This is a genomic window from Yersinia alsatica (assembly GCF_025133195.1).
Lineage (GTDB): Bacteria > Pseudomonadota > Gammaproteobacteria > Enterobacterales > Enterobacteriaceae > Yersinia > Yersinia alsatica.
The window spans coordinates 3,739,238-3,757,436 of sequence record NZ_CP104006.1; the positions used below are offsets into that span (position 1 = coordinate 3,739,238).

Consider the following 18,199-nt stretch of genomic DNA (forward strand, 5'->3'; position numbering starts at 1 on the left):
TTGGGGACTTTTGCCTTATGGATGCATTTATTCTAGTTTTTACTCTGGCTATTTTATTGGCTATCGGTGTCCCGGTTGCCTATGCCGTGGGTCTGAGCGCCATCGCGGGTGCATTTTGGATTGATTTACCATTGGAAGCGGTAATGATCCAAATCACCAGCGGCGTAAACAAATTTTCATTACTGGCTATCCCGTTCTTTATTCTGGCGGGCGCCATTATGGCGGAAGGAGGGATTGCACGGCGGCTAGTGAATTTCGCCTATATCTTCGTCGGTTTTATTCGTGGTGGCCTATCACTGGTCAATATTGTGGCCTCAACATTCTTCGGCGCAATTTCGGGCTCCTCAGTGGCAGATACCGCCTCTATCGGTTCAGTAATGATCCCGGAAATGGATAAAAAAGGGTATCCACGCGATTTTGCTGCTGCCGTGACGGCGAGTGGTTCGGTGCAGGCAATATTGACACCACCTAGCCATAACTCGGTCATTTATTCACTGGCAACTGGCGGCACTGTCTCTATTGCTGCGCTGTTTATCGCCGGGATCCTACCGGGCTTGCTGCTCAGTTTGACCTTGATGCTCATGTGTGTCGGCTTCGCCTATAAGCGCGGTTATCCCAAAGGTGAACGAGTGCCATTCCGTCAGGCGCTCAAAATCTTTCTCGATACCCTGTGGGGGCTGATGACGGTCGTCATCATCATGGGCGGTATCCTTTCAGGGGTGTTTACCGCCACTGAATCCGCCGCAATTGCTTGTTTGTGGTCATTTTTTGTCACCATGTTTATCTACCGTGATTATAAATGGTCAGAATTACCAAAACTGATGTACCGCACGGTAAAAACCGTCACTATCGTGATGATTTTGATTGGTTTTGCCGCCAGTTTTGGTGCCATCATGACTTACATGCAATTGCCGGAACGTATCACTGAGTTCTTCACCTCGGTTTCGGATAACAAATACGTCATTCTGATGTGCATCAATATCATGTTGCTGATGATTGGCACCTTGATGGACATGGCACCGCTGATTTTAATCCTGACGCCAGTATTGATGCCGGTAACTAATTCATTGGGTATTGATCCGGTGCACTTCGGCATGATTATGCTGATCAATCTGGGAATTGGCCTGATTACCCCACCGGTCGGTTCGGTGCTGTTTGTTGCCAGTGCGGTGAGTAAACAGAAAATCGAGCAAGTGGTGAAGGCGATGCTGCCGTTTTACGGCGCGCTGCTGCTGGTGTTGATGCTGGTCACTTATGTTCCGGAGATTTCGTTGTGGTTGCCAAGGGTCTTTGGTGTTCACAACGGCTGATAGCGCGGTTAACGAAAGCGGGCCGCTGACTGGCCCGCCTCATAATGATTAAAGCAAAACGTTTAAATCAATACCACAGGCTCATGATTGGCCAGCCCACCAGCAGTAACATGGCAATGTAGAACACCCCCATGATCCCACCCAGTCGCCAGTAATCTTTCGATTTCACATAACCGCAGCCATAAATAATGACCCCAGGGCCGGTGGCATAAGGCGTCAGAACCCCCATGATCCCAATGGACAATACCAACAGCATGGATAAATGCTCCATCGGCACCCCGGTCAATCCTTTACCTACCGCCAAAATAACCGGCAGCATGGTCGCCGTATGGGCAGACAAACTGGCGAACAGATAATGGGAGAAATAGAACACCAGCACCAATGCCACCACCGTCATATTCGGTGAGAAACCATCAAGATGGGTGCTCATGGTGGTGGCAAACCAATCAATAAAGCCGGAGCGAGTCAGCCCGTTCGCCATCACCACCAAAGTCGCCAGATTGACCAACGTGTTCCAGGCACTGGAGTATTTGGTGATATCTCGCCATGACACTACGTGCAGAGCCAGCATCAAAGATACCGCCAGCAAACCTACCGCAGTCGCGTCAATGAACTTGCCGCCAAACACCCACAAACACAGGCTCAGTAGCACTAATCCAATCAAGATAGCTTCTTTGCGAGTCAGCCCACCCATCTCGGTGAGCGCTGTTTGCGCCCATGCCGCTACTTCATCACTTTTGGTTACGCCGGGTTTATACAGCACGTAAGAGAGCCAAGGTGCAACAATCAGCAAAATTAAGCCCACAGGCAGAAACGCCAGGAACCACTGCATCCAGCCGATATGAACACCGGCAATTTTACTCACAAACTCAATGCCCAGCACGTTAGGAGCTGCGCCGGTAACAAACATTGAGGAGCTGATACTGGTACCAATTACCATCATCCACATCAGATAGCCGCCAATGCGCCTGGATGATGGGTCATTGGGGAATGAGTCAAACAGCGGCGGCAAGTTTTTAACCACCGGGAATACCGTCCCGCCGGTACGTGCAGTATTTGACGGGGTAAAAGGCGCTAACAGAATATCAATGATAACAATGGCATAACCCAGTGTCAGTGTGCGTTTGCCCATGAACTTCACCATGAACAAAGCAATGCGACGTCCCAGACCGGTCGCTTCATAGCCGAGGGCAAAGATAAATGCCCCGAACACCAGCCAGACGGTGGTACTGGAGAATCCAGCTAGCCCCCATTTCAGTGACTCTTTGCCGCCATTAAAGCTGGCATCGGCCACTTCGGCGGCACTGAATAGCACCCAGTCTGAGCTCAATACACAAATCGTCACGGCAATGAAGCTTATCGCCGTTGCCGGAATCGGCTCTAAAATCATCCCAACAATCATGGCGACAAAAATCGCAAAATAGCGCCAGGCTTGGGGTGGCATCCCTTCCGGGGTTGGGATCAACAGCAGAACGGCCAACACCACAAAAGGCGCGAGCGCTTTCCATAATTTCTCTTGCGACTTCAACATAGAGGTACTCCTATAGCACCATTATTATTTTGAGGAGGGAGATGATGATGAGGAAACTGCGCCAGAAACCAGGTCAGGATCAGCAGGTCAGCACTGCCGCCGGGGCTAAGGTTGCGGGCGATACATTGGGCGTCAAACACTCGCACCCGCCACTGGCTGAGAGGCTCGCGCATCCCTGCCGGTGAGAGTGAAGACAGAATCTCTGCCGCCTGTTGTTGTAGCCATTGCAGCCCAGCCATTCCGCCCCGGGAAACCACATTGGTATCGCGGTTGACGGACATCAAAACCAGCAAGGTATGCAATAAGGCATGGTCGGGTTGCGCCCCGTCAGCTAATAAGCGCCGGTACGCGGGTAAAGCATGGGTTAACACGGTAGCGAAACCGGATTCAGCTTCGCCACGGGCTCCCGTCAGGCCATGGTGATAAAACAGGCGCTGGCCCGCAGTCTGCTGTGGGTTTGATTGGCGCAGTTCGCGCTCAGTTAGCCCACGGCATAATGTGGCCGCTTCCTGACAAATGGCTTGCGCACTGATCGGCTCTGCGCGGGCGGTTAACCGCCCCAGTGCACAGCAAATTAATCCCAGAGAAAAAACACTGCCTTTATGGGTATTCACCCCACCAGTGGCATTAAACATGCTGTGTTCACAAGCCAATCCCAGCGGCCGCAAGCTGTTCAGTGCCGCCGGCCCGGATAAATCACACTGATGAATGCCGTGCTCGATAAAACGTGGCAGCCACGGCGCAATCGCCTCGGCGCTGTGATAAAAATCGAGCAGCGTCATATCCTGATGTGCGCCACAGTTAACCCGATCGACCAGGCCCGGTTTCGGTGTCAGATTGACTTCAGCCAGCATTGCCCGGTAAGCCAATGCGCCGTAATGTTGTATAAAGTCAGATTGCCGAGCAAAATCCGGTGTGGTGGCTGGCTCAGACCAAGCCCGTGGCGGTTGGGCCACGCTGTCGTCAGTGCGTTGCAGTTGTGGCATTGAGCATCAACTCCATCTGAGCCAATAATTCATCAATGCTGTGGGTTTGCGCCCGAGCACAGACATTGGCTGGGCGGTGGCACAGCAAACAACGGCGTGGTGCCAAGCCCACATCACGGCGTGATAAAATTCGCCCTGAAACATCAAGCACATCGATATCCCATAACCGGCCTTGCGGGTGTTTTAACTCAAGTAACAGAGCGGCATCCTTCACTTGCTCGGCGGGTAAATCGACAGCAATCAGCCCCTCACAACCGGTGGGCAGCGGGAAAACTTCTTGTTGCAGCACCGGCCAACACTGCTGTTGGCTCAGTGTCGTAATGGCTTGCCATGCCAGAGTAAATAGCTTGCGAGTCAAGGGGTTATCTTTCACCGCGCCCGGAGCCACCAGCGTGAGTGAAATTAACGTGACCTGATGGCGCGCCAGCCAGAGCTGTTGTCTGGTCTGACGGGATTCGCGGCTGGTCAGCAGCTCCGGCAAACTGATGGGCCGGTTGGCGGCTAATGCGGGGGAAAGAGTATTCATCATCTACTCCTGTATCTGATGAACAACGTCAATCACCGAACCATCGCGGTAGCGCACCACTGCCACTACCCGATCAGTGAATTGGATAGGCTTTGGCGCACCGGTCAGAATCAAAGCCCGCTGATAGAGCCAGTCAATAGTCACCACCGGCAAACCGGCTTGTTGCAAGCGCTCGGCTAACTCTGGCCGCGCTGGATTGACCGCAATCCCGTGATCGGTCACGAGAATGTCAACACTGGAACCCGGTGTCACACAGGTTGTGACTTCGTTGACCAAGGTCGGAATACGTCCACGCACCAATGGCGCGACAATAATTGACAGCCGCGCAGCAACCGCAGTATCACAATGGCCGCCAGAAGCGCCGCGCAATACTCCGTCCGAGCCGGTCAGCACATTGACGTTAAAGCCGGTATCAATTTCCAAGGCACTGAGCACCACCACATCCAGCCGGTCAACAGATGCACCTTTCGAACTGAAGTTGGCGTATTGATTTGCACTGATTTCAATATGACGTGGATTTCGCGCCAGAGAGGCAGCCGCCTGCCGGTCAAAACTTTGCACATCCAGTAGCTTGGTAATTAGCCCTTTTTCGTGCAATTCCACCATGGTTGAGGTGATACCGCCGAGGGCAAAAGCGGCGGTAATATTGCGCCGTAACATTTTGTCCTCAAGAAAACGGGTCACTGCCAACGACGCCCCGCCGGTACCGGTCTGTAACGAGAAACCATCGACAAAGTAGCCCGACCCGGCAATCACGTCGGCAGCACGACGGGCAATCAGTAACTCGCGGGGATTGGAGGTCATACGGGTGGTATCAGCACCAATCTTGTCGGCATCGCCCACCTGCTCGACTTGAACAATCAGGTCAACCTGATCCTGAGTGATACTGGCCGGATGATGAGGATAGGCCACCAGTGCTTCAGTCAGCAGCACCACACAATCGGCATATTCGGCATCGACCCGGGCATAACCCAGAGAACCGCAGCAGGCATTGCCACTAAAGCCATTGGTATTACCGAACTCATCACAAGCCGGCACCCCAATAAAGGCGACATCAATGGTCAATTCGCCAGATTCGATTAAATTAACGCGGCCGCCGTGGGAATGAACCTGAACCGGTTTCGCCAATAACCCACGTGACACTTCCTCGGCCAATGGCCCGCGCATGCCGGAGGTGTAAATCTCACTCACCACGCCATTACGGATATGCTCAACCAATGGCGAGTGGCAATCGCTGAGGGAACTAGAAGCCAGTCGCAGATTTTTGAATCCCATTGCAGCAATGGCATTCATGACCAAATTCAAGGTTAAATCGCCGGCCCGGAAAGCATGGTGAAACGAGATGGTCATGCCATCTTGCAGCCCAGATCGGCGGATTGTGCTTTCCAAAGAATCACAAATCTTGATATTGCGGGGCTTCTGCGCCTGTAAATTTGCTTTAGAAGTATTCTGATACAGGTGATATGCCGGGCTGTTATCCTGACAATGACGTAAACTTTCTACTCGTTGTTGCCTATTCATCTGTTATTCCTCACGCAGGCCACTGACCGCACGTTGCAAAACCAACCGCGCCCGTTCAATCACTGGGCTGTCCACCATTTTGCCGTTGAGGGAAACCACACCTCGCCCTTCGGCCTCTGCCGCAGCGGCGGCATCAACCACCGCTTGTGCATGGCGAACTTCTTTTTCGGTCGGGGCATAGAGGTTGTGTAACAGCTCGATTTGGCGTGGGTTGATCAGTGATTTACCATCAAATCCCAATTGCTTGATGAGGGCGGCTTCCTGCAAGAAACCCGCTTCGTTATTGGCATCGGAATACACGGTATCGAAGGCTTGGATTCCGACGGCGCGCGCGGCCTGTAAAATTGAGCAGCGCGCAAACAGCAGTTCAATACCCTCCGGGGAACGTTCGGTGCGCAAGTTGCGGACATAATCCTCTGCCCCCAATGCGATCCCCATTAAGCGCGGAGAGGCCTGAGCAATGGCCAAAGCCTGAGTAATGCCCTGCGCCGATTCAATAGCGGCTAACAGGCCGGTGCTACCCACCTCACGACCACATTCCGCCTCGATACGGCTGATTTCTTGCGCCATATCCTCCACATCTTTCGCATTATCTGTTTTGGGTAAACGCACGATATCCGCCCCGCCACGCACCACGGCCTCCAAATCCGCCAGGCCATAAGCTGAATCCAATGCATTGACGCGCACAATGGTTTCTACATCTTGATAAAGCGGATGTTGTAGGGCGTGATAAACCAAACGTCGGGCGGCATCTTTTTCGCGCAAGATCACGGAGTCTTCCAGATCAAACATCAACGCATCAGCCTGATAAATAAAAGCATTACTGACCATTGCGGCATTGGCACCGGGAACAAACAACATGCTGCGGCGCATTCTGTCTTTCATTTCAGGTTTCACAGCGAAGCTCTCCATGGCAGAATTTTTTCATCACAGGCCCTGAGTAGAGCGGTCTCCAGCCGAGCCTGCAAAACGCAATCCAGTGCGCCTTTATCGTCAATAATCAGTTGCACTCCGGTAACCCGATACTGTTCCAGTAACGCCAACACGCTGTAACGAATGGCTTCACCAAACTGCTTATCCACACTGCTGTGAATTTGCAGGTCTATTTCGGGTGGATTCAATGGCGCAATTCGCACCATGACGTCGCTCGACTCCAACGTTCCAGCGACGGCCTCTCTGATAATTTTCATTTTTCACCTGATTAACTTGTCTTCAATTTCGTGGTTGCTGACTTACGTACCAGTCCCTATCTTTGCGCCCTGCTTTAGTCGGCTGACGTTAATCGACTAACAGCAGGGTTGGATTCTTTGCTGAGGTGGCGCTCTTCTCTGCACTAGCCGCTTTTTGTGCACGTTGTGCCAACAGTCGCTGTAAATAGTGGCAAGTGGCGGGCGGGACTAATTTGCGAATGGTTTCACCGTCGCCCTGTGCCAATAATTTGCGCACCCAAGAGGCGGAAATAGCGGTGTCGTGGTATTTAAGGCGCTCAATCTCTACCAGTGAAACTGGCGGATATGGCAATGACGGCGTTGCTAACCAGAAGCTCATGTCGCGGTTATATTTGGCGGTCACCGTACAAAACGGCTCGGTACCGGCAAAACGGTGAGTCACCCCTAGCGCCGGAGCCAAATATTGGCGGAATATTTTTAAGTCGATTTCGGTATAGCAGTCGTCTGCCACGCCTTGATCCTTAATGAAATAACACGGGAATGTGGCGCGGGAAATCATATATTCCGAGCCGGGGTGCACGGTGAGATTAGGGATATTTTGTGTGCCATCGAGAACTAATTGCAGCCGGTCTTCATAAGGAAAACGGGAATTATCTTCCTTCACCAAAAACAGATGTAACCAATCACACTGCGCCGCAGCTTGGCGTACTAAATATTGGTGTCCACGGGTAAATGGGTTGGCATTCATTACGATGCTGCCAATTTTTTGCCCTGGCTGACGTAATTGGCTCAATTGCTTGGCATAGCGCTGCAAGCGGCAGTCACTATTTTCCATCAACACCACAATACCGGGAACACTTGCGATAGGATAAAAGCCACAAGCTTTAAATAAGCTCTCATTTCTAGTTTTGGTATAAATAAACAGGTGGCTGTGATGACGTTCATAAGCCAAATTGACCAACTCTGTTGCCAGTGTTAGTGCCAGCCCTTCTCCTCTGACTTGCTCACTGATCGCCACACATTTGATAATATTTCCGGCAATACCACCACAGGCCACGAGCATCTCATTACGGCTTACGGTAATAAACACCTCAACGGTGGTATCTATATTCAGATCATTAGCCCGCAAGAATCGCGTTATTTCTGCGATTTGCTGATGGTCTGAACGATTAACTCTATTAAATACCGTATCCATAATTCACTCTCTACCATAACGTTTACATAACAAATAAAGAACAAGTTAAAATATCGAGAATAAAATTAATAAAAAATATGCTCTTTAAATAAATAATTCACATAAAAACAACAATATAAAATAAATCAAAAGCGGAGAATTTTTAATTTGAATTAAATTACGAGCACATGCTAAACATAAAAATTGCGCGGTTAATTGACCTATTTCACATATAAGAGAGTAAATATAAGTTATTTAATGGTTTTAATTTTCTTAATTATTAATATATATTTTTATTTCTCTTAGCTATTTAATTATTTCTTAAATTAACTTATGTTAATGCCATAGATTCTAATTTCTCGAAAATTTAAGGTTACAGATAGACAGTCAGCAACTCTGCAACCTCAAATACCAAGGATATTTGTTAATTAAGGTGAGTAGCTTGTCGATTCCTTGCACAGTGGGAAAATTAACATGGCGTGGTCGAATATGGAGCCGATTGAAAAATATGGCCTTCCCGCTGCGTATATTTTTCCTGCTATTAACTGTTTCAATCCTGTTGACCGGAGCATTAGACCGTTTTCTCAGTCACAATTTTGAGCAATATCTGCTGGATCAAGTTAGTAAAACGGCCATGAATCAGGCCAAAATAATTGCGTCGATGGATTCTGTAGTCAATGCCGTCAAACATCGTGATAAAGCCCAGTTGGCAAACATTGTCAGCAGACTCGGCAATACCTCGGATCTTGATTACCTCGTCATTGGCGACACGCAGTCGATTCGCCTCTATCACCCTAATCCGGAGATGATTGGCTACCCGATGCAGTGGACTAAGCCCGGCGCATTGGAGCGGGGCGAAAGCTATATTATTTTCGGCAAAGGCTCGATGGGCGAAGCTATGCGCGCCAAAACCCCGATTCGCGATGAACAGGGGAAAATTATCGGCGTGGTTTCTCTGGGTTATCTGATCAGCAAAATTGATCACTGGCGACTGGTTTACCTCCTGCCACTCACCCACTCTTTTCTCATTGTGCTGGCGGTATTGCTGCTGTTGTCATGGCAATTTGCCAACCATATTCGCCGGCAAATGATGGGGATGGAACCCAAAGAGATAGCGCGAGTGTTACGCCAGCAAGAGGCGCTATTCGGGGCAGTATTTGAAGGTCTATTAGCCGTTGATCCTGAGGGAAGGATCACTGCAATCAATCAAAATGCGCGTAAAATGCTGCACATATCTGCCACGCCACAGCAGTTGATTGGTCGAAAAGTCAGTGAGGTGGTTTCTCCTGATCACTTCTTCCGCGATCAAGCCGGTGATAATCGCCAAGATGAGCTTTGTACTTTCAATGGCTTGAATGCTATCGCCAACCGTGCCGGTATTTGGTCAGAAGACGGGGCGTTTCAAGGCTGGGTGGTGAGCTTCCGAAGTCAGGATGATATTCATACTCTCAGTGCTCAACTGAGTCAGATTAAACAATATGTTGAAAATCTGCGCACCGTACGTCACGAACATTTGAATTGGATGTCCACCATGAGTGGCTTATTGCAGATGAAAGAGTTTGACCGCGCGCTAGAAATGGTCAAAACCGAGTCATCCTCCCATCAGGCGCTGATTGATATGTTACGTACCGCCTTCAATAACCGGCAAATTGCGGCGTTATTATTTGGCAAATATCACCGGGCACGGGAGTTAGGGTTGAATTTGAACTTTGTTCCGGGTTGCCAGTTAGCTAATCTGCCGCCTAATATTGGCGAAAATGAATTGGCCGCCATTATGGGAAACCTACTGGATAATGCCTTTGAGGCCAGCTTGAAAAACCCAGAGGGTGATAAGCAAGTTGAAATTTACCTGTCTGATGAAGGCGATGACCTGATTTTAGAGGTCGCTGATCACGGCTGTGGTATTGACCCACAACTGCAGGACAGTTTGTTCGAACGCGGTATCAGTTCCAAAAATTCCGATGATCATGGTATTGGCCTGTATTTGGTCGCGACCTATGTTCAGCAAAGTGGCGGCACCATTACGATAGAAGAGAATCCGCCGTGCGGCAGCTTATTTACAGTCTTTATTCCGAAGACGCATTGATCTCAAAGACGGGGAGATCCCATGGAATGGCTTAATATTTTAGTGGTAGAAGACGAAACACCACTGGCAGAAATGCATGCAGAATTTATCAAGCAGAGCAGCTATTGCCGTGAAGTTTGGCTGGCAGGTAATTTGCAACAAGCCCGCAGTATGGTGGCTCGTTTTCATCCTGATTTGATTCTGCTGGATAACTATCTGCCAGATGGCAGTGGTTTGGAATTATTACGTGAAATGACGTTACAAGGCTTCTCCGGCGGCATTATTTTCGTCACTGCGGCCAGCGACAGTGAAACCGTCTCAGAAGCTATCCGCTATGGGGTTTTTGATTACCTGATAAAACCAGTGGCCTATGAGCGGCTAGAGCAGTCATTAGCCCGCTACAGTCACCGCCATCAAGTCTTGCAGGATGGAACTAAGGTTAATCAGCGCCAAATTGATGAAATGTATAATACTTATGCCCGTGGCGAGCAAAAAGTGACATTGCCGCTGGGAATTGATCAAATGACGCTGGATAAAGTCCAGACCCTATTCAGTGATAATGCCAATGAGTACACGGCTGAAAATGTCGCACAAATGCTCGGGTTAAGCCGCACCACTGCCCGCCGTTATCTGGAGTTCTGTGCCGCTAATCAAGCCCTGCAAGCCGAGATTATTTATGGCAAGGTAGGCCGACCACAGCGCATTTATCGCAGCAAGAAAGCGCTGTAATAGCGCCATCACTCGTCTCCCGCGCGCCACCACTCTCTGTGGGGCGCTGCATTTTTCAGCAATAAATGCCTATTCCTTGGTCGGATTTATCCTGCATATGTTAAGCCTCTTACATTTCTGATAACAATTATTGCCACGCTAATGATTGATGAGCATCATGCAGACTGTGTTCCGCAATAATGAAAAATCATGATTAACGTCGCATTGATAGATGACCATATTGTCGTCCGCTCGGGGTTTGCGCAGTTGCTATCGCTGGAAAAAGATATTCGTATTATTGGCGAATATGGTTCAGCGGCTGAGGCTTGGGTCGATTTGCCCAATATTGATGTGCATGTCGCCGTCATGGATATTTCAATGCCAGACGAAAGTGGATTAAGTTTGCTCAAACGTCTGCGCCAGAAAATCCCCCATTTCCGCGCCATCATTCTGAGTATCTATGACACCACCGCATTTGTACAAAGCGCGATGGATGCAGGTGCCAGTGGTTATCTGACCAAACGTTGTGGCCCGGATGAGTTGGTGCAAGCACTCCGCACTGTCAGTGGTGGCGGCCTTTATCTGTGTGCCGATGCGCTACGAGCACTGCGCCATATGCCGCAGCAACCGCAACAGCTGGCGGTGCTCACCCCACGGGAAAAAGAAGTTTTCCAGCTATTGATCAATGGGATTAGTGTTAAATCCATTGCTGAGCAACTCTCCCTCAGCCATAAAACCGTTCATGTTCATCGCGCCAATATTCTGGGCAAATTGAATTGCGAAACCACGGTCGAGCTGGTGCATTTCGCCCTGCAACACCAGTTGCTGGCAGGTAACTGATGTGGCAACTGCGCTCAGTGGGGCTATCACTGTTTCTGGTGATCTTCTTCTCCCTGAGCTGGCTGGCACTGTGGACCATCAGCTTTTACCTCAGTGATGATGGTTTGCACGCCGTGCTGTTATTGCCGCAAGGTCTGCGGCTGGCACTGATGATTCTGCTGCCTCGGCGCTATTGGTCGGTACTCTTGCTGACCGAGTGCGCCGCATTATGGTGGCTGCACAGTGAAGAGTTGCAACCCACCGCCTGGGTTATGCTGTCTCCGTTCCTAAGCTTACTACCCGCCGGGCTGACACAACGTTTTTGGCATCACTACACCCTCTATTGGCAACGGCTGTTACTGCTCCTCACCGCCGTCACCGGCAACAGTCTGCTACACGGGTTGGTATTGGGCTTTTGGCTACCTTTGCCGCTAACCCAAACCCTGCTCGCCACCTTCACCGGTGGCATTCTGCTGGTACCGTTTACTTATCTAATTTACGAATATTTAAAGCAGCAACATATTAGGAACTTGTTTTCTCAGCAGATGCCTGACCCGCCGCTGCGCACCTCGCTGCTGGTGTGGTGCTCGCTGATTTTCGCCATTGGAGTTTGTGTGCAAATGGCGATCGCCCCCAATATGGAGCGGCTGCTACTGATTTTTGTCTTCCTACCCAATGTGTTTATGGCCTACAAATTTGGCTGGCAGGGTGGGGTTTTGGCGGCGGTTTTAGGTAGCCTGATGATCACCGTAACCCGTCAGGCCAGTGGTGCATTTCATGATCTGGCCGAACTGGAGCTGTTCCTCTCGACCCAGGCATTACTGGGGATGACGCTGGGGATAGCCATTAGCCGCCAGCAGCAACTCGCGCAGCACCTGCACCGCTATCGCAATCAGTTGGAACAAGAGCTGCAAACCCGCCGCAAGCTGATGAAAAGATTGGTGCATACCGAGGAAGATGTGCGCAAAGAGATTGCCCGCGAGCTACACGATGAAATCGGCCAGAATATCACTGCCATCCAAATTCAGGCGATGCTGGTTAACCGCAGCGCGCCCTCTCCGGCAGCACAGTCAGCCGCCAATCAAATCAGCAGCTTGTCACAGCGGATTCACCAAACTACGCGTCAATTATTACGCCAACTGCGCCCACCGGTGCTGGATGAGATGCCGCTGGATCAGGCGCTCCACCATCTGGCGGAAGAGTTTGCGTTTGCCGAACAAGGAATTAACTTCCAACTGGACTATGCGCTGCCACCAACTCCCGGTGAAGATGTGGTGATCTTAACCCTCTACCGACTGGTGCAGGAGCTACTCAATAACATCAATAAGCATGCCAATGCCCGCAATATTCAGGTCAGCCTGCGTTTAGCCGACGATATTATTACTCTGGATGTGCGCGACGACGGTATGGGTATCCCGGCACAACCGCAAGGTAGTGGATTTGGCCTGCGCGGAATTGAAGAGCGAGTGCGGGCGCTTGGCGGCGACTGGTTATTACAGCGCCGTCTGGGAACCCGTGTGGTGGTGAACCTGCCGACCCATGTGCGTACCAACGACTCTGTGAGCCTGTCCACAGAACTGCATCAAAAGCCCTCATAAATAAGCATTATTCCTAATCGTCTACAACCTTGTCTCATCTCTTTTACTTTTGCCTTCCTTACACTCAATTCAATTACCGGAGGAATCTATGCCTGCATCGTCCCTGTCGTCGAAGACTTTACCCGCTGAGCCTTTGACGCCAGAACAGGTGAATGCGCGTTATCGCTATTGGCGGCCGCGCCTGATGGCCGCCATGGTGATGGGATATGCCGCCTTTTATCTGACGCGCAAAAGTGTCAACTACGCCATGCCGGTGATGCAACTGGAACTGGGATTAGATAAAGGGGATATCGGCTTACTGGGCACGTTGTTTTATCTGGCCTACGGCGGCTCCAAATTTGTTTCCGGCATTGTCAGTGACCGCACCCAAGCTCGCTGGATTATGGGCATCGGCCTGATGATGACCGGAGTGCTGAATATGGTTTTTACCTTATGTCACTCCCTGCCCGCCTTGCTGGTGGTCTGGACATTGAATGGGTTCTTTCAGGGCTGGGGATGGCCACCCTGCGCCAAGTTGCTCAGCACATGGTATTCGCGCAATGAACGTGGCAGTTGGTGGGGCTGTTGGAACACCTCCATCAGCATTGGCGGGGCGGCGGTTCCCCTGCTATCTGCTTTTCTGGCCTCACATTATGGTTGGCAGGCGGCCCTGTTGGTCCCGGGCGCGATTGGCATTGTTCTAGGGATTTGGCTGTGTTGGCAACTGTGTGACAAACCGCAGCAACAAGGTTTACCGACGATTGGCCAATGGCGGCGTGACCCGCAGGACCAGTGGCAAGAGCAGCAAAGCCCACCGATGCCGATGGGGCGCATTTTTCGCGATGCTATTTTACGCAACCGCACCATCTGGCTACTGGGAGTCTCTTATGTGCTGGTCTATCTGATCCGCATCGCCCTCAACGACTGGGGCAATATCTGGCTGGCGGAGAGTCATGGCGTCAATTTACTCAGCGCCAATGCCACCTTATCGCTGTTCGAGTTGGGGGGATTATTTGGCGCACTGTTTGCTGGATGGGGATCAGATTTACTGTTTCGTGGTCAGCGGGCACCGATGATTTTGTTATTCGCACTCGGGCTATTTCTGACCATGACCGCACTGTGGCTGGCTCCGGTGCATAACTATCCGCTGCTCTCAGTGACATTTTTCAGTATCGGCTTTTTTGTCTTCGGACCACAAATGCTGATTGGCTTGGCGGCCACCGAATATACCCATAAAGATGCCGCCGGTACCGTCACAGGGTTTCTAGGTTTATTCGCCTATCTCGGTGCTGCTTTAGCCGGGTGGCCATTAGCGCAAGTGCTGCAACATTATGGCTGGCAAGGCTTTTTTGCGTTACTAACCCTGGCAGCCGCCTGTGTAGGATTGTTATTAATGCCGCTACTAATGACCGGCATTAATCGATTAGGGTTCGAACCGGCAGGAAAGCGATTTATCCCGATAAACAAAAACTAAAAGTACCTTAAGCAAAGTAAGTCATACCTCTCTACTACCACTACAGCTCTGCTTGTAACCCGATGTTGGGGAGCATCAGGGTATAAAAAGGATAATGTTATGAAACTTGCACCTCTCTCTGTACTGATTGCTGCGGGCCTCGCACTGAGCGCCTTTACTACCGTCGCCAAAGCGGAAGGTCGATTAGTCATTTATTGCAGCGCAACCAATGCGATGTGTGAAGAAGAAGCCAAAGCATTCAGCGAAAAATATGATGTCAAAACCAGCTTTATCCGTAATGGCTCCGGCAGCACACTGGCCAAAGTAGATGCAGAGAAAAAGAACCCACAGGCGGATGTCTGGTATGGCGGCACCCTGGACCCGCAATCGCAAGCTGGTGAAATGGATTTACTCTATCCTTACCAGTCACCGAATTTGGCGCAAATCATGCCGCAATTTCGTGATCCGGCCAAACGTAAAGGCAACTACTCCTCTGCAGTTTATATCGGCATTCTCGGCCTGGGGGTCAATACTGACCGCCTGAAAGAAAAAGGTCTGCCAGAGCCCAAGTGCTGGAAAGACTTAACCAACCCGGTCTACAAAGGTGAAATCCAGATTGCCGATCCGCAAAGTTCCGGCACCGCCTACACTGCGCTGGCAACCTTCTCACAATTGTGGGGAGAAGATGCCGCCTTTGACTACCTGAAAAAACTCAATGCCAACGTGTCGCAATACACGAAATCCGGCATCGCCCCTGCCCGTAACGCCGCCCGTGGTGAAACCACCATCGGCATTGGCTTCCTGCACGACTATTCGTTAGAGAAAGAAAAAGGCGCACCACTAAAACTGATTTCACCTTGTGAAGGTTCTGGCTACGAAATTGGCGGCGTCAGCATTCTGAAAGGCGCGCGTAATTTGGATAATGCCAAGTTATTCGTTGACTGGGTGCTGTCAAAAGATGCCCAAGAACTGGCATGGCAGAAAGGCCAGTCCTACCAGATTCTGACCAATACCACTGCTGCAACCTCCCCTAACTCACTCAAGCTCGACGATCTGAAGCTGATTAACTACGACATGGACACTTATGGTGCCACTGAAATGCGTAAGAAGCTGATCACCAAGTGGGTCAATGACGTCAAGATGGGTCAATAACCGCCAAGTATAAATATTAATAACTTATCGACTACTTCTCTACCCAAGGTCATTGGCGTTGCAGCAACGCTAGCAACACCGCTGTAGCGCCAAAGACACCGGGTGGTTATCTAGGGAACACCATGACACATACTCTGCGGCTCCCGCAGACACGGGATGCTATTTTCTATTGGCTGGCGTTTGCCGTGGCTGCTTTTGCCTTATTACCCGCTTTCAGTCTGGATTACGGCCTGCTTGAAGCGAGCCGTTCTGAGCTACTGGCCGCTTATGGTTGGTCTGGGCTAAACATCAGCACTTTATGGTTTGCCCTACCATTAGTGTTGCTTTTCAGACCACTCTCCCCGCAGGGGCGCGAACACCGTGCTCGCCATTTATTTGATGCGGGTTATGCCCTCTGTTGCGCCCTGTTCGTAGTGATAACCTCAGCCTGGTTGGATCGCGGACTGGGATTTGCCACTATCGGGCTATTCATTGCTTTAGGTGCAGTGATCACGCTGGCACTGGCGCGCCTTGAATGGCTGGGCGGTGACCGTTTTGTTCTCGGGTCGCTGGTCGCCATTATTGCGCTGATCACCGTTTTTATCCTGTTCCCCAGCGTTGCTATTTTTATTCCGGTATTTACCGATGAAAGCGGGGCTTTTGCGCCATGGCAATTTATGGCGATTCTCGGACAGGCCCACATCCTGCAAGTTATCTGGAACTCGTTCCTGTTATCTGTTGCCGTGGGGATTGGCTGTACTTTCTTCGGCATGGTGCTGGCGATTTATACCACCCGAATTGCCAAGCGCTCGGCATTACTGGGGCGAATCTTCTCTATTTTACCTATTGTCACCCCACCCTTTGTTGTCGGGCTGGGCGTCACGCTGATGATGGGTCGCTCCGGTTATGTCACTGAATTAATGGTCACTTGGTTCGGCCTAACGAACACTAACTGGCTATATGGTTTTACGGGGATCTGGCTGGCACAGGTTCTGGCCTTTACGCCAATGTCATTTATGATCCTCGACGGTGCAATAAAAACCATCCACCCGTCGCTGGAAGAAGCCTCTTATACCCTGCGCGCCAGCCGCTGGCAGACCTTTATGCAAGTGTTCCTGCCGCTACTAAAACCGGCACTGGCTAACTCATTCTTGATAGTTATCGTGCAATCGCTGGCTGATTTTAGTAACCCGTTGGTATTAGGGGGGAACTTTGACGTACTCGCCACGCAAATCTACTTCTATATTACCGGCGCGCAGCTCGATTATCCGGCGGCGTCTACCTTGGGTGTCATTCTGCTGATGTTCTCACTGTTTATCTTCTGTATTCAGTATATGTGGATAGGCAAACGCTCTTACGTCACCATCTCTGGTAAATCTTCGCGCGGCGATGTCCAACCATTACCGGTCTCATTAGTGTGGGGCACCACCGCCATGCTGTATGTGTGGATTGCCTTTAACGTGTTGCTATACGGCAGCATTTTCTACGGCAGCTTCACCGTCAACTGGGGAGTGGATTACACCCTAACACTGAATAACTTTAACCAGCTATTTGGGCAAGGGTTCAGTGACGGCGCATGGCCTTCACTGCTCGATACCCTGCTATATGCCGGAATTGCCGCCCCGATCACCGCCGCCTTTGGTCTGCTGATTGCCTATATTGTGGTACGTCAGCAATTTCGCGGTAAAAAAACCATCGAATTCAGCACTATGCTGTGTTTCGCCGTCCCCGGAACCGTCGCCGGTGTCTCTTATATTCTGGCCTTTAACAGTGCTCCGGTGTACCTGACCGGTACTGCCGCCATCGTGATTATCTCAATGGTGATGCGCAATGTGCCGGTAGGAATACGTGCCGGGATTGCCGGGCTGGGGCAATTGGATAAATCACTCGATGAGGCCTCGCTGAGTTTACGTGCCGGTTCGCTGCGTACCGTGATTTACATTTTGCTGCCATTACTGCGCCCGGCGATTTTGTCGGCGCTGATTTACAGCTTTGTGCGGGCTATGACGACTGTCAGCGCCATTGTTTTCTTGGTGACGCCAGACACCCGCGTCGCCACCTCTTACATTCTTAATCGGGTCGAAGACGGTGAATACGGTATTGCGATTGCTTATGGCTCAATTCTGATTGTGGTGATGCTGGCCATCATCTTCCTGTTTGACTATCTGGTCGGCGAAGCGCGTATTGCCCGCTCGAAAGCCAGTAATGCCCAATAACGGCGCACTGATA

The 18,199-nt window shown here is 50.7% G+C and carries 15 protein-coding genes; 8 read left to right on the forward strand and 7 right to left on the reverse strand.

Features of this window, described 5'->3' with window-relative positions; translation table 11 throughout:
• Nucleotides 1–17 precede the first annotated feature (17 nt).
• Complete coding sequence (locus N0H69_RS16700; protein ID WP_050111056.1) at nucleotides 18–1,310, forward strand: TRAP transporter large permease; 1,293 nt, start codon at nucleotides 18–20, stop codon at nucleotides 1,308–1,310.
• Between the two features lie 67 nt (nucleotides 1,311–1,377).
• On the opposite strand, the gene N0H69_RS16705 is transcribed toward N0H69_RS16700, so the two are convergent.
• From N0H69_RS16705 to citC, 7 genes are all read right to left on the reverse strand, one after another.
• Nucleotides 1,378–2,841, reverse strand: a complete 1,464-nt coding sequence (locus N0H69_RS16705; protein WP_050111055.1) for an anion permease — start codon at nucleotides 2,839–2,841, stop codon at nucleotides 1,378–1,380.
• Entirely contained in the window at nucleotides 2,835–3,695 is an 861-nt protein-coding gene (gene citG / locus N0H69_RS16710; RefSeq protein WP_253272102.1) for a triphosphoribosyl-dephospho-CoA synthase CitG, read from the reverse strand. The genes N0H69_RS16705 and citG overlap by 7 nt, the downstream gene beginning before the upstream one ends.
• 109 nt (nucleotides 3,696–3,804) lie before the next feature.
• Nucleotides 3,805–4,353, reverse strand: coding sequence for a citrate lyase holo-[acyl-carrier protein] synthase (gene citX, locus N0H69_RS16715; RefSeq protein WP_050111054.1), 549 nt, complete (start codon nucleotides 4,351–4,353; stop codon nucleotides 3,805–3,807).
• 3 nt (nucleotides 4,354–4,356) lie between these two features.
• Entirely contained in the window at nucleotides 4,357–5,874 is a 1,518-nt protein-coding gene (gene citF / locus N0H69_RS16720; protein ID WP_050111053.1) for a citrate lyase subunit alpha, read from the reverse strand.
• A 3-nt stretch (nucleotides 5,875–5,877) separates the two neighbouring features.
• Nucleotides 5,878–6,759 (reverse strand): aldolase/citrate lyase family protein, encoded by an 882-nt coding sequence (locus N0H69_RS16725; protein ID WP_172665493.1) that lies wholly within the window; start codon nucleotides 6,757–6,759, stop codon nucleotides 5,878–5,880.
• An 8-nt stretch (nucleotides 6,760–6,767) separates the two neighbouring features.
• On the reverse strand, nucleotides 6,768–7,064 hold the full coding sequence (gene citD / locus N0H69_RS16730; RefSeq protein WP_050111051.1) for a citrate lyase acyl carrier protein: 297 nt from the start codon (nucleotides 7,062–7,064) through the stop codon (nucleotides 6,768–6,770).
• 88 nt (nucleotides 7,065–7,152) lie between these two features.
• A complete protein-coding gene (citC, locus tag N0H69_RS16735) occupies nucleotides 7,153–8,238 on the reverse strand; it encodes a [citrate (pro-3S)-lyase] ligase (RefSeq protein ID WP_050152529.1) in 1,086 nt (361 codons plus the stop codon).
• A 487-nt stretch (nucleotides 8,239–8,725) separates the two neighbouring features.
• Between citC and dpiB the strand changes: the two genes are divergently transcribed.
• The 7 genes from dpiB to N0H69_RS16770 all read left to right on the forward strand — a co-directional run bounded on the left by dpiB (nucleotide 8,726) and on the right by N0H69_RS16770 (nucleotide 18,186).
• Nucleotides 8,726–10,303 (forward strand): sensor histidine kinase DpiB, encoded by a 1,578-nt coding sequence (dpiB, locus tag N0H69_RS16740; RefSeq protein ID WP_050152530.1) that lies wholly within the window; start codon nucleotides 8,726–8,728, stop codon nucleotides 10,301–10,303.
• A 21-nt stretch (nucleotides 10,304–10,324) separates the two neighbouring features.
• Complete coding sequence (gene dpiA / locus N0H69_RS16745) at nucleotides 10,325–11,011, forward strand: two-component response regulator DpiA (RefSeq protein WP_050121873.1); 687 nt, start codon at nucleotides 10,325–10,327, stop codon at nucleotides 11,009–11,011.
• 189 nt (nucleotides 11,012–11,200) lie between these two features.
• A complete protein-coding gene (locus tag N0H69_RS16750) occupies nucleotides 11,201–11,830 on the forward strand; it encodes a response regulator transcription factor (RefSeq protein ID WP_050111047.1) in 630 nt (209 codons plus the stop codon).
• Nucleotides 11,830–13,407 carry an MASE1 domain-containing sensor histidine kinase gene (locus N0H69_RS16755; protein ID WP_050152531.1) on the forward strand — a complete coding sequence of 526 codons (1,578 nt, stop codon included), beginning with the start codon at nucleotides 11,830–11,832 and terminating at the stop codon, nucleotides 13,405–13,407. Before N0H69_RS16750 ends, N0H69_RS16755 begins: the two co-directional genes overlap by 1 nt.
• A gap of 88 nt (nucleotides 13,408–13,495) precedes the next feature.
• Nucleotides 13,496–14,860 (forward strand): MFS transporter family glucose-6-phosphate receptor UhpC, encoded by a 1,365-nt coding sequence (gene uhpC, locus N0H69_RS16760; protein ID WP_050134695.1) that lies wholly within the window; start codon nucleotides 13,496–13,498, stop codon nucleotides 14,858–14,860.
• Between the two features lie 99 nt (nucleotides 14,861–14,959).
• Nucleotides 14,960–15,991: an ABC transporter substrate-binding protein gene (locus N0H69_RS16765; RefSeq protein ID WP_050121865.1), complete on the forward strand. Its 1,032-nt coding sequence runs from the start codon at nucleotides 14,960–14,962 to the stop codon at nucleotides 15,989–15,991.
• A 122-nt stretch (nucleotides 15,992–16,113) separates the two neighbouring features.
• Entirely contained in the window at nucleotides 16,114–18,186 is a 2,073-nt protein-coding gene (locus N0H69_RS16770; RefSeq protein WP_050111043.1) for an ABC transporter permease, read from the forward strand.
• Nucleotides 18,187–18,199 lie beyond the last annotated feature (13 nt).

What these genes read in the sequence shown, in the direction of transcription:
- dpiA (WP_050121873.1), top strand. Translation starts at nt 10,325, where the DNA reads ATGGAATGGCTTAATATTTTAGTGGTAGAAGACGAAACACCACTGGCA.
- citF (WP_050111053.1), bottom strand. Translation starts at nt 5,874, where the DNA reads ATGAATAGGCAACAACGAGTAGAAAGTTTACGTCATTGTCAGGATAAC.
- N0H69_RS16705 (WP_050111055.1), bottom strand. Translation starts at nt 2,841, where the DNA reads ATGTTGAAGTCGCAAGAGAAATTATGGAAAGCGCTCGCGCCTTTTGTG.
- dpiB (WP_050152530.1), top strand. Translation starts at nt 8,726, where the DNA reads ATGGCCTTCCCGCTGCGTATATTTTTCCTGCTATTAACTGTTTCAATC.
- citD (WP_050111051.1), bottom strand. Translation starts at nt 7,064, where the DNA reads ATGAAAATTATCAGAGAGGCCGTCGCTGGAACGTTGGAGTCGAGCGAC.
- citG (WP_253272102.1), bottom strand. Translation starts at nt 3,695, where the DNA reads ATGCTGGCTGAAGTCAATCTGACACCGAAACCGGGCCTGGTCGATCGG.
- N0H69_RS16755 (WP_050152531.1), top strand. Translation starts at nt 11,830, where the DNA reads ATGTGGCAACTGCGCTCAGTGGGGCTATCACTGTTTCTGGTGATCTTC.
- citC (WP_050152529.1), bottom strand. Translation starts at nt 8,238, where the DNA reads ATGGATACGGTATTTAATAGAGTTAATCGTTCAGACCATCAGCAAATC.
- N0H69_RS16765 (WP_050121865.1), top strand. Translation starts at nt 14,960, where the DNA reads ATGAAACTTGCACCTCTCTCTGTACTGATTGCTGCGGGCCTCGCACTG.
- N0H69_RS16750 (WP_050111047.1), top strand. Translation starts at nt 11,201, where the DNA reads ATGATTAACGTCGCATTGATAGATGACCATATTGTCGTCCGCTCGGGG.
- N0H69_RS16725 (WP_172665493.1), bottom strand. Translation starts at nt 6,759, where the DNA reads ATGAAAGACAGAATGCGCCGCAGCATGTTGTTTGTTCCCGGTGCCAAT.
- uhpC (WP_050134695.1), top strand. Translation starts at nt 13,496, where the DNA reads ATGCCTGCATCGTCCCTGTCGTCGAAGACTTTACCCGCTGAGCCTTTG.
- N0H69_RS16700 (WP_050111056.1), top strand. Translation starts at nt 18, where the DNA reads ATGGATGCATTTATTCTAGTTTTTACTCTGGCTATTTTATTGGCTATC.
- N0H69_RS16770 (WP_050111043.1), top strand. Translation starts at nt 16,114, where the DNA reads ATGACACATACTCTGCGGCTCCCGCAGACACGGGATGCTATTTTCTAT.
- citX (WP_050111054.1), bottom strand. Translation starts at nt 4,353, where the DNA reads ATGAATACTCTTTCCCCCGCATTAGCCGCCAACCGGCCCATCAGTTTG.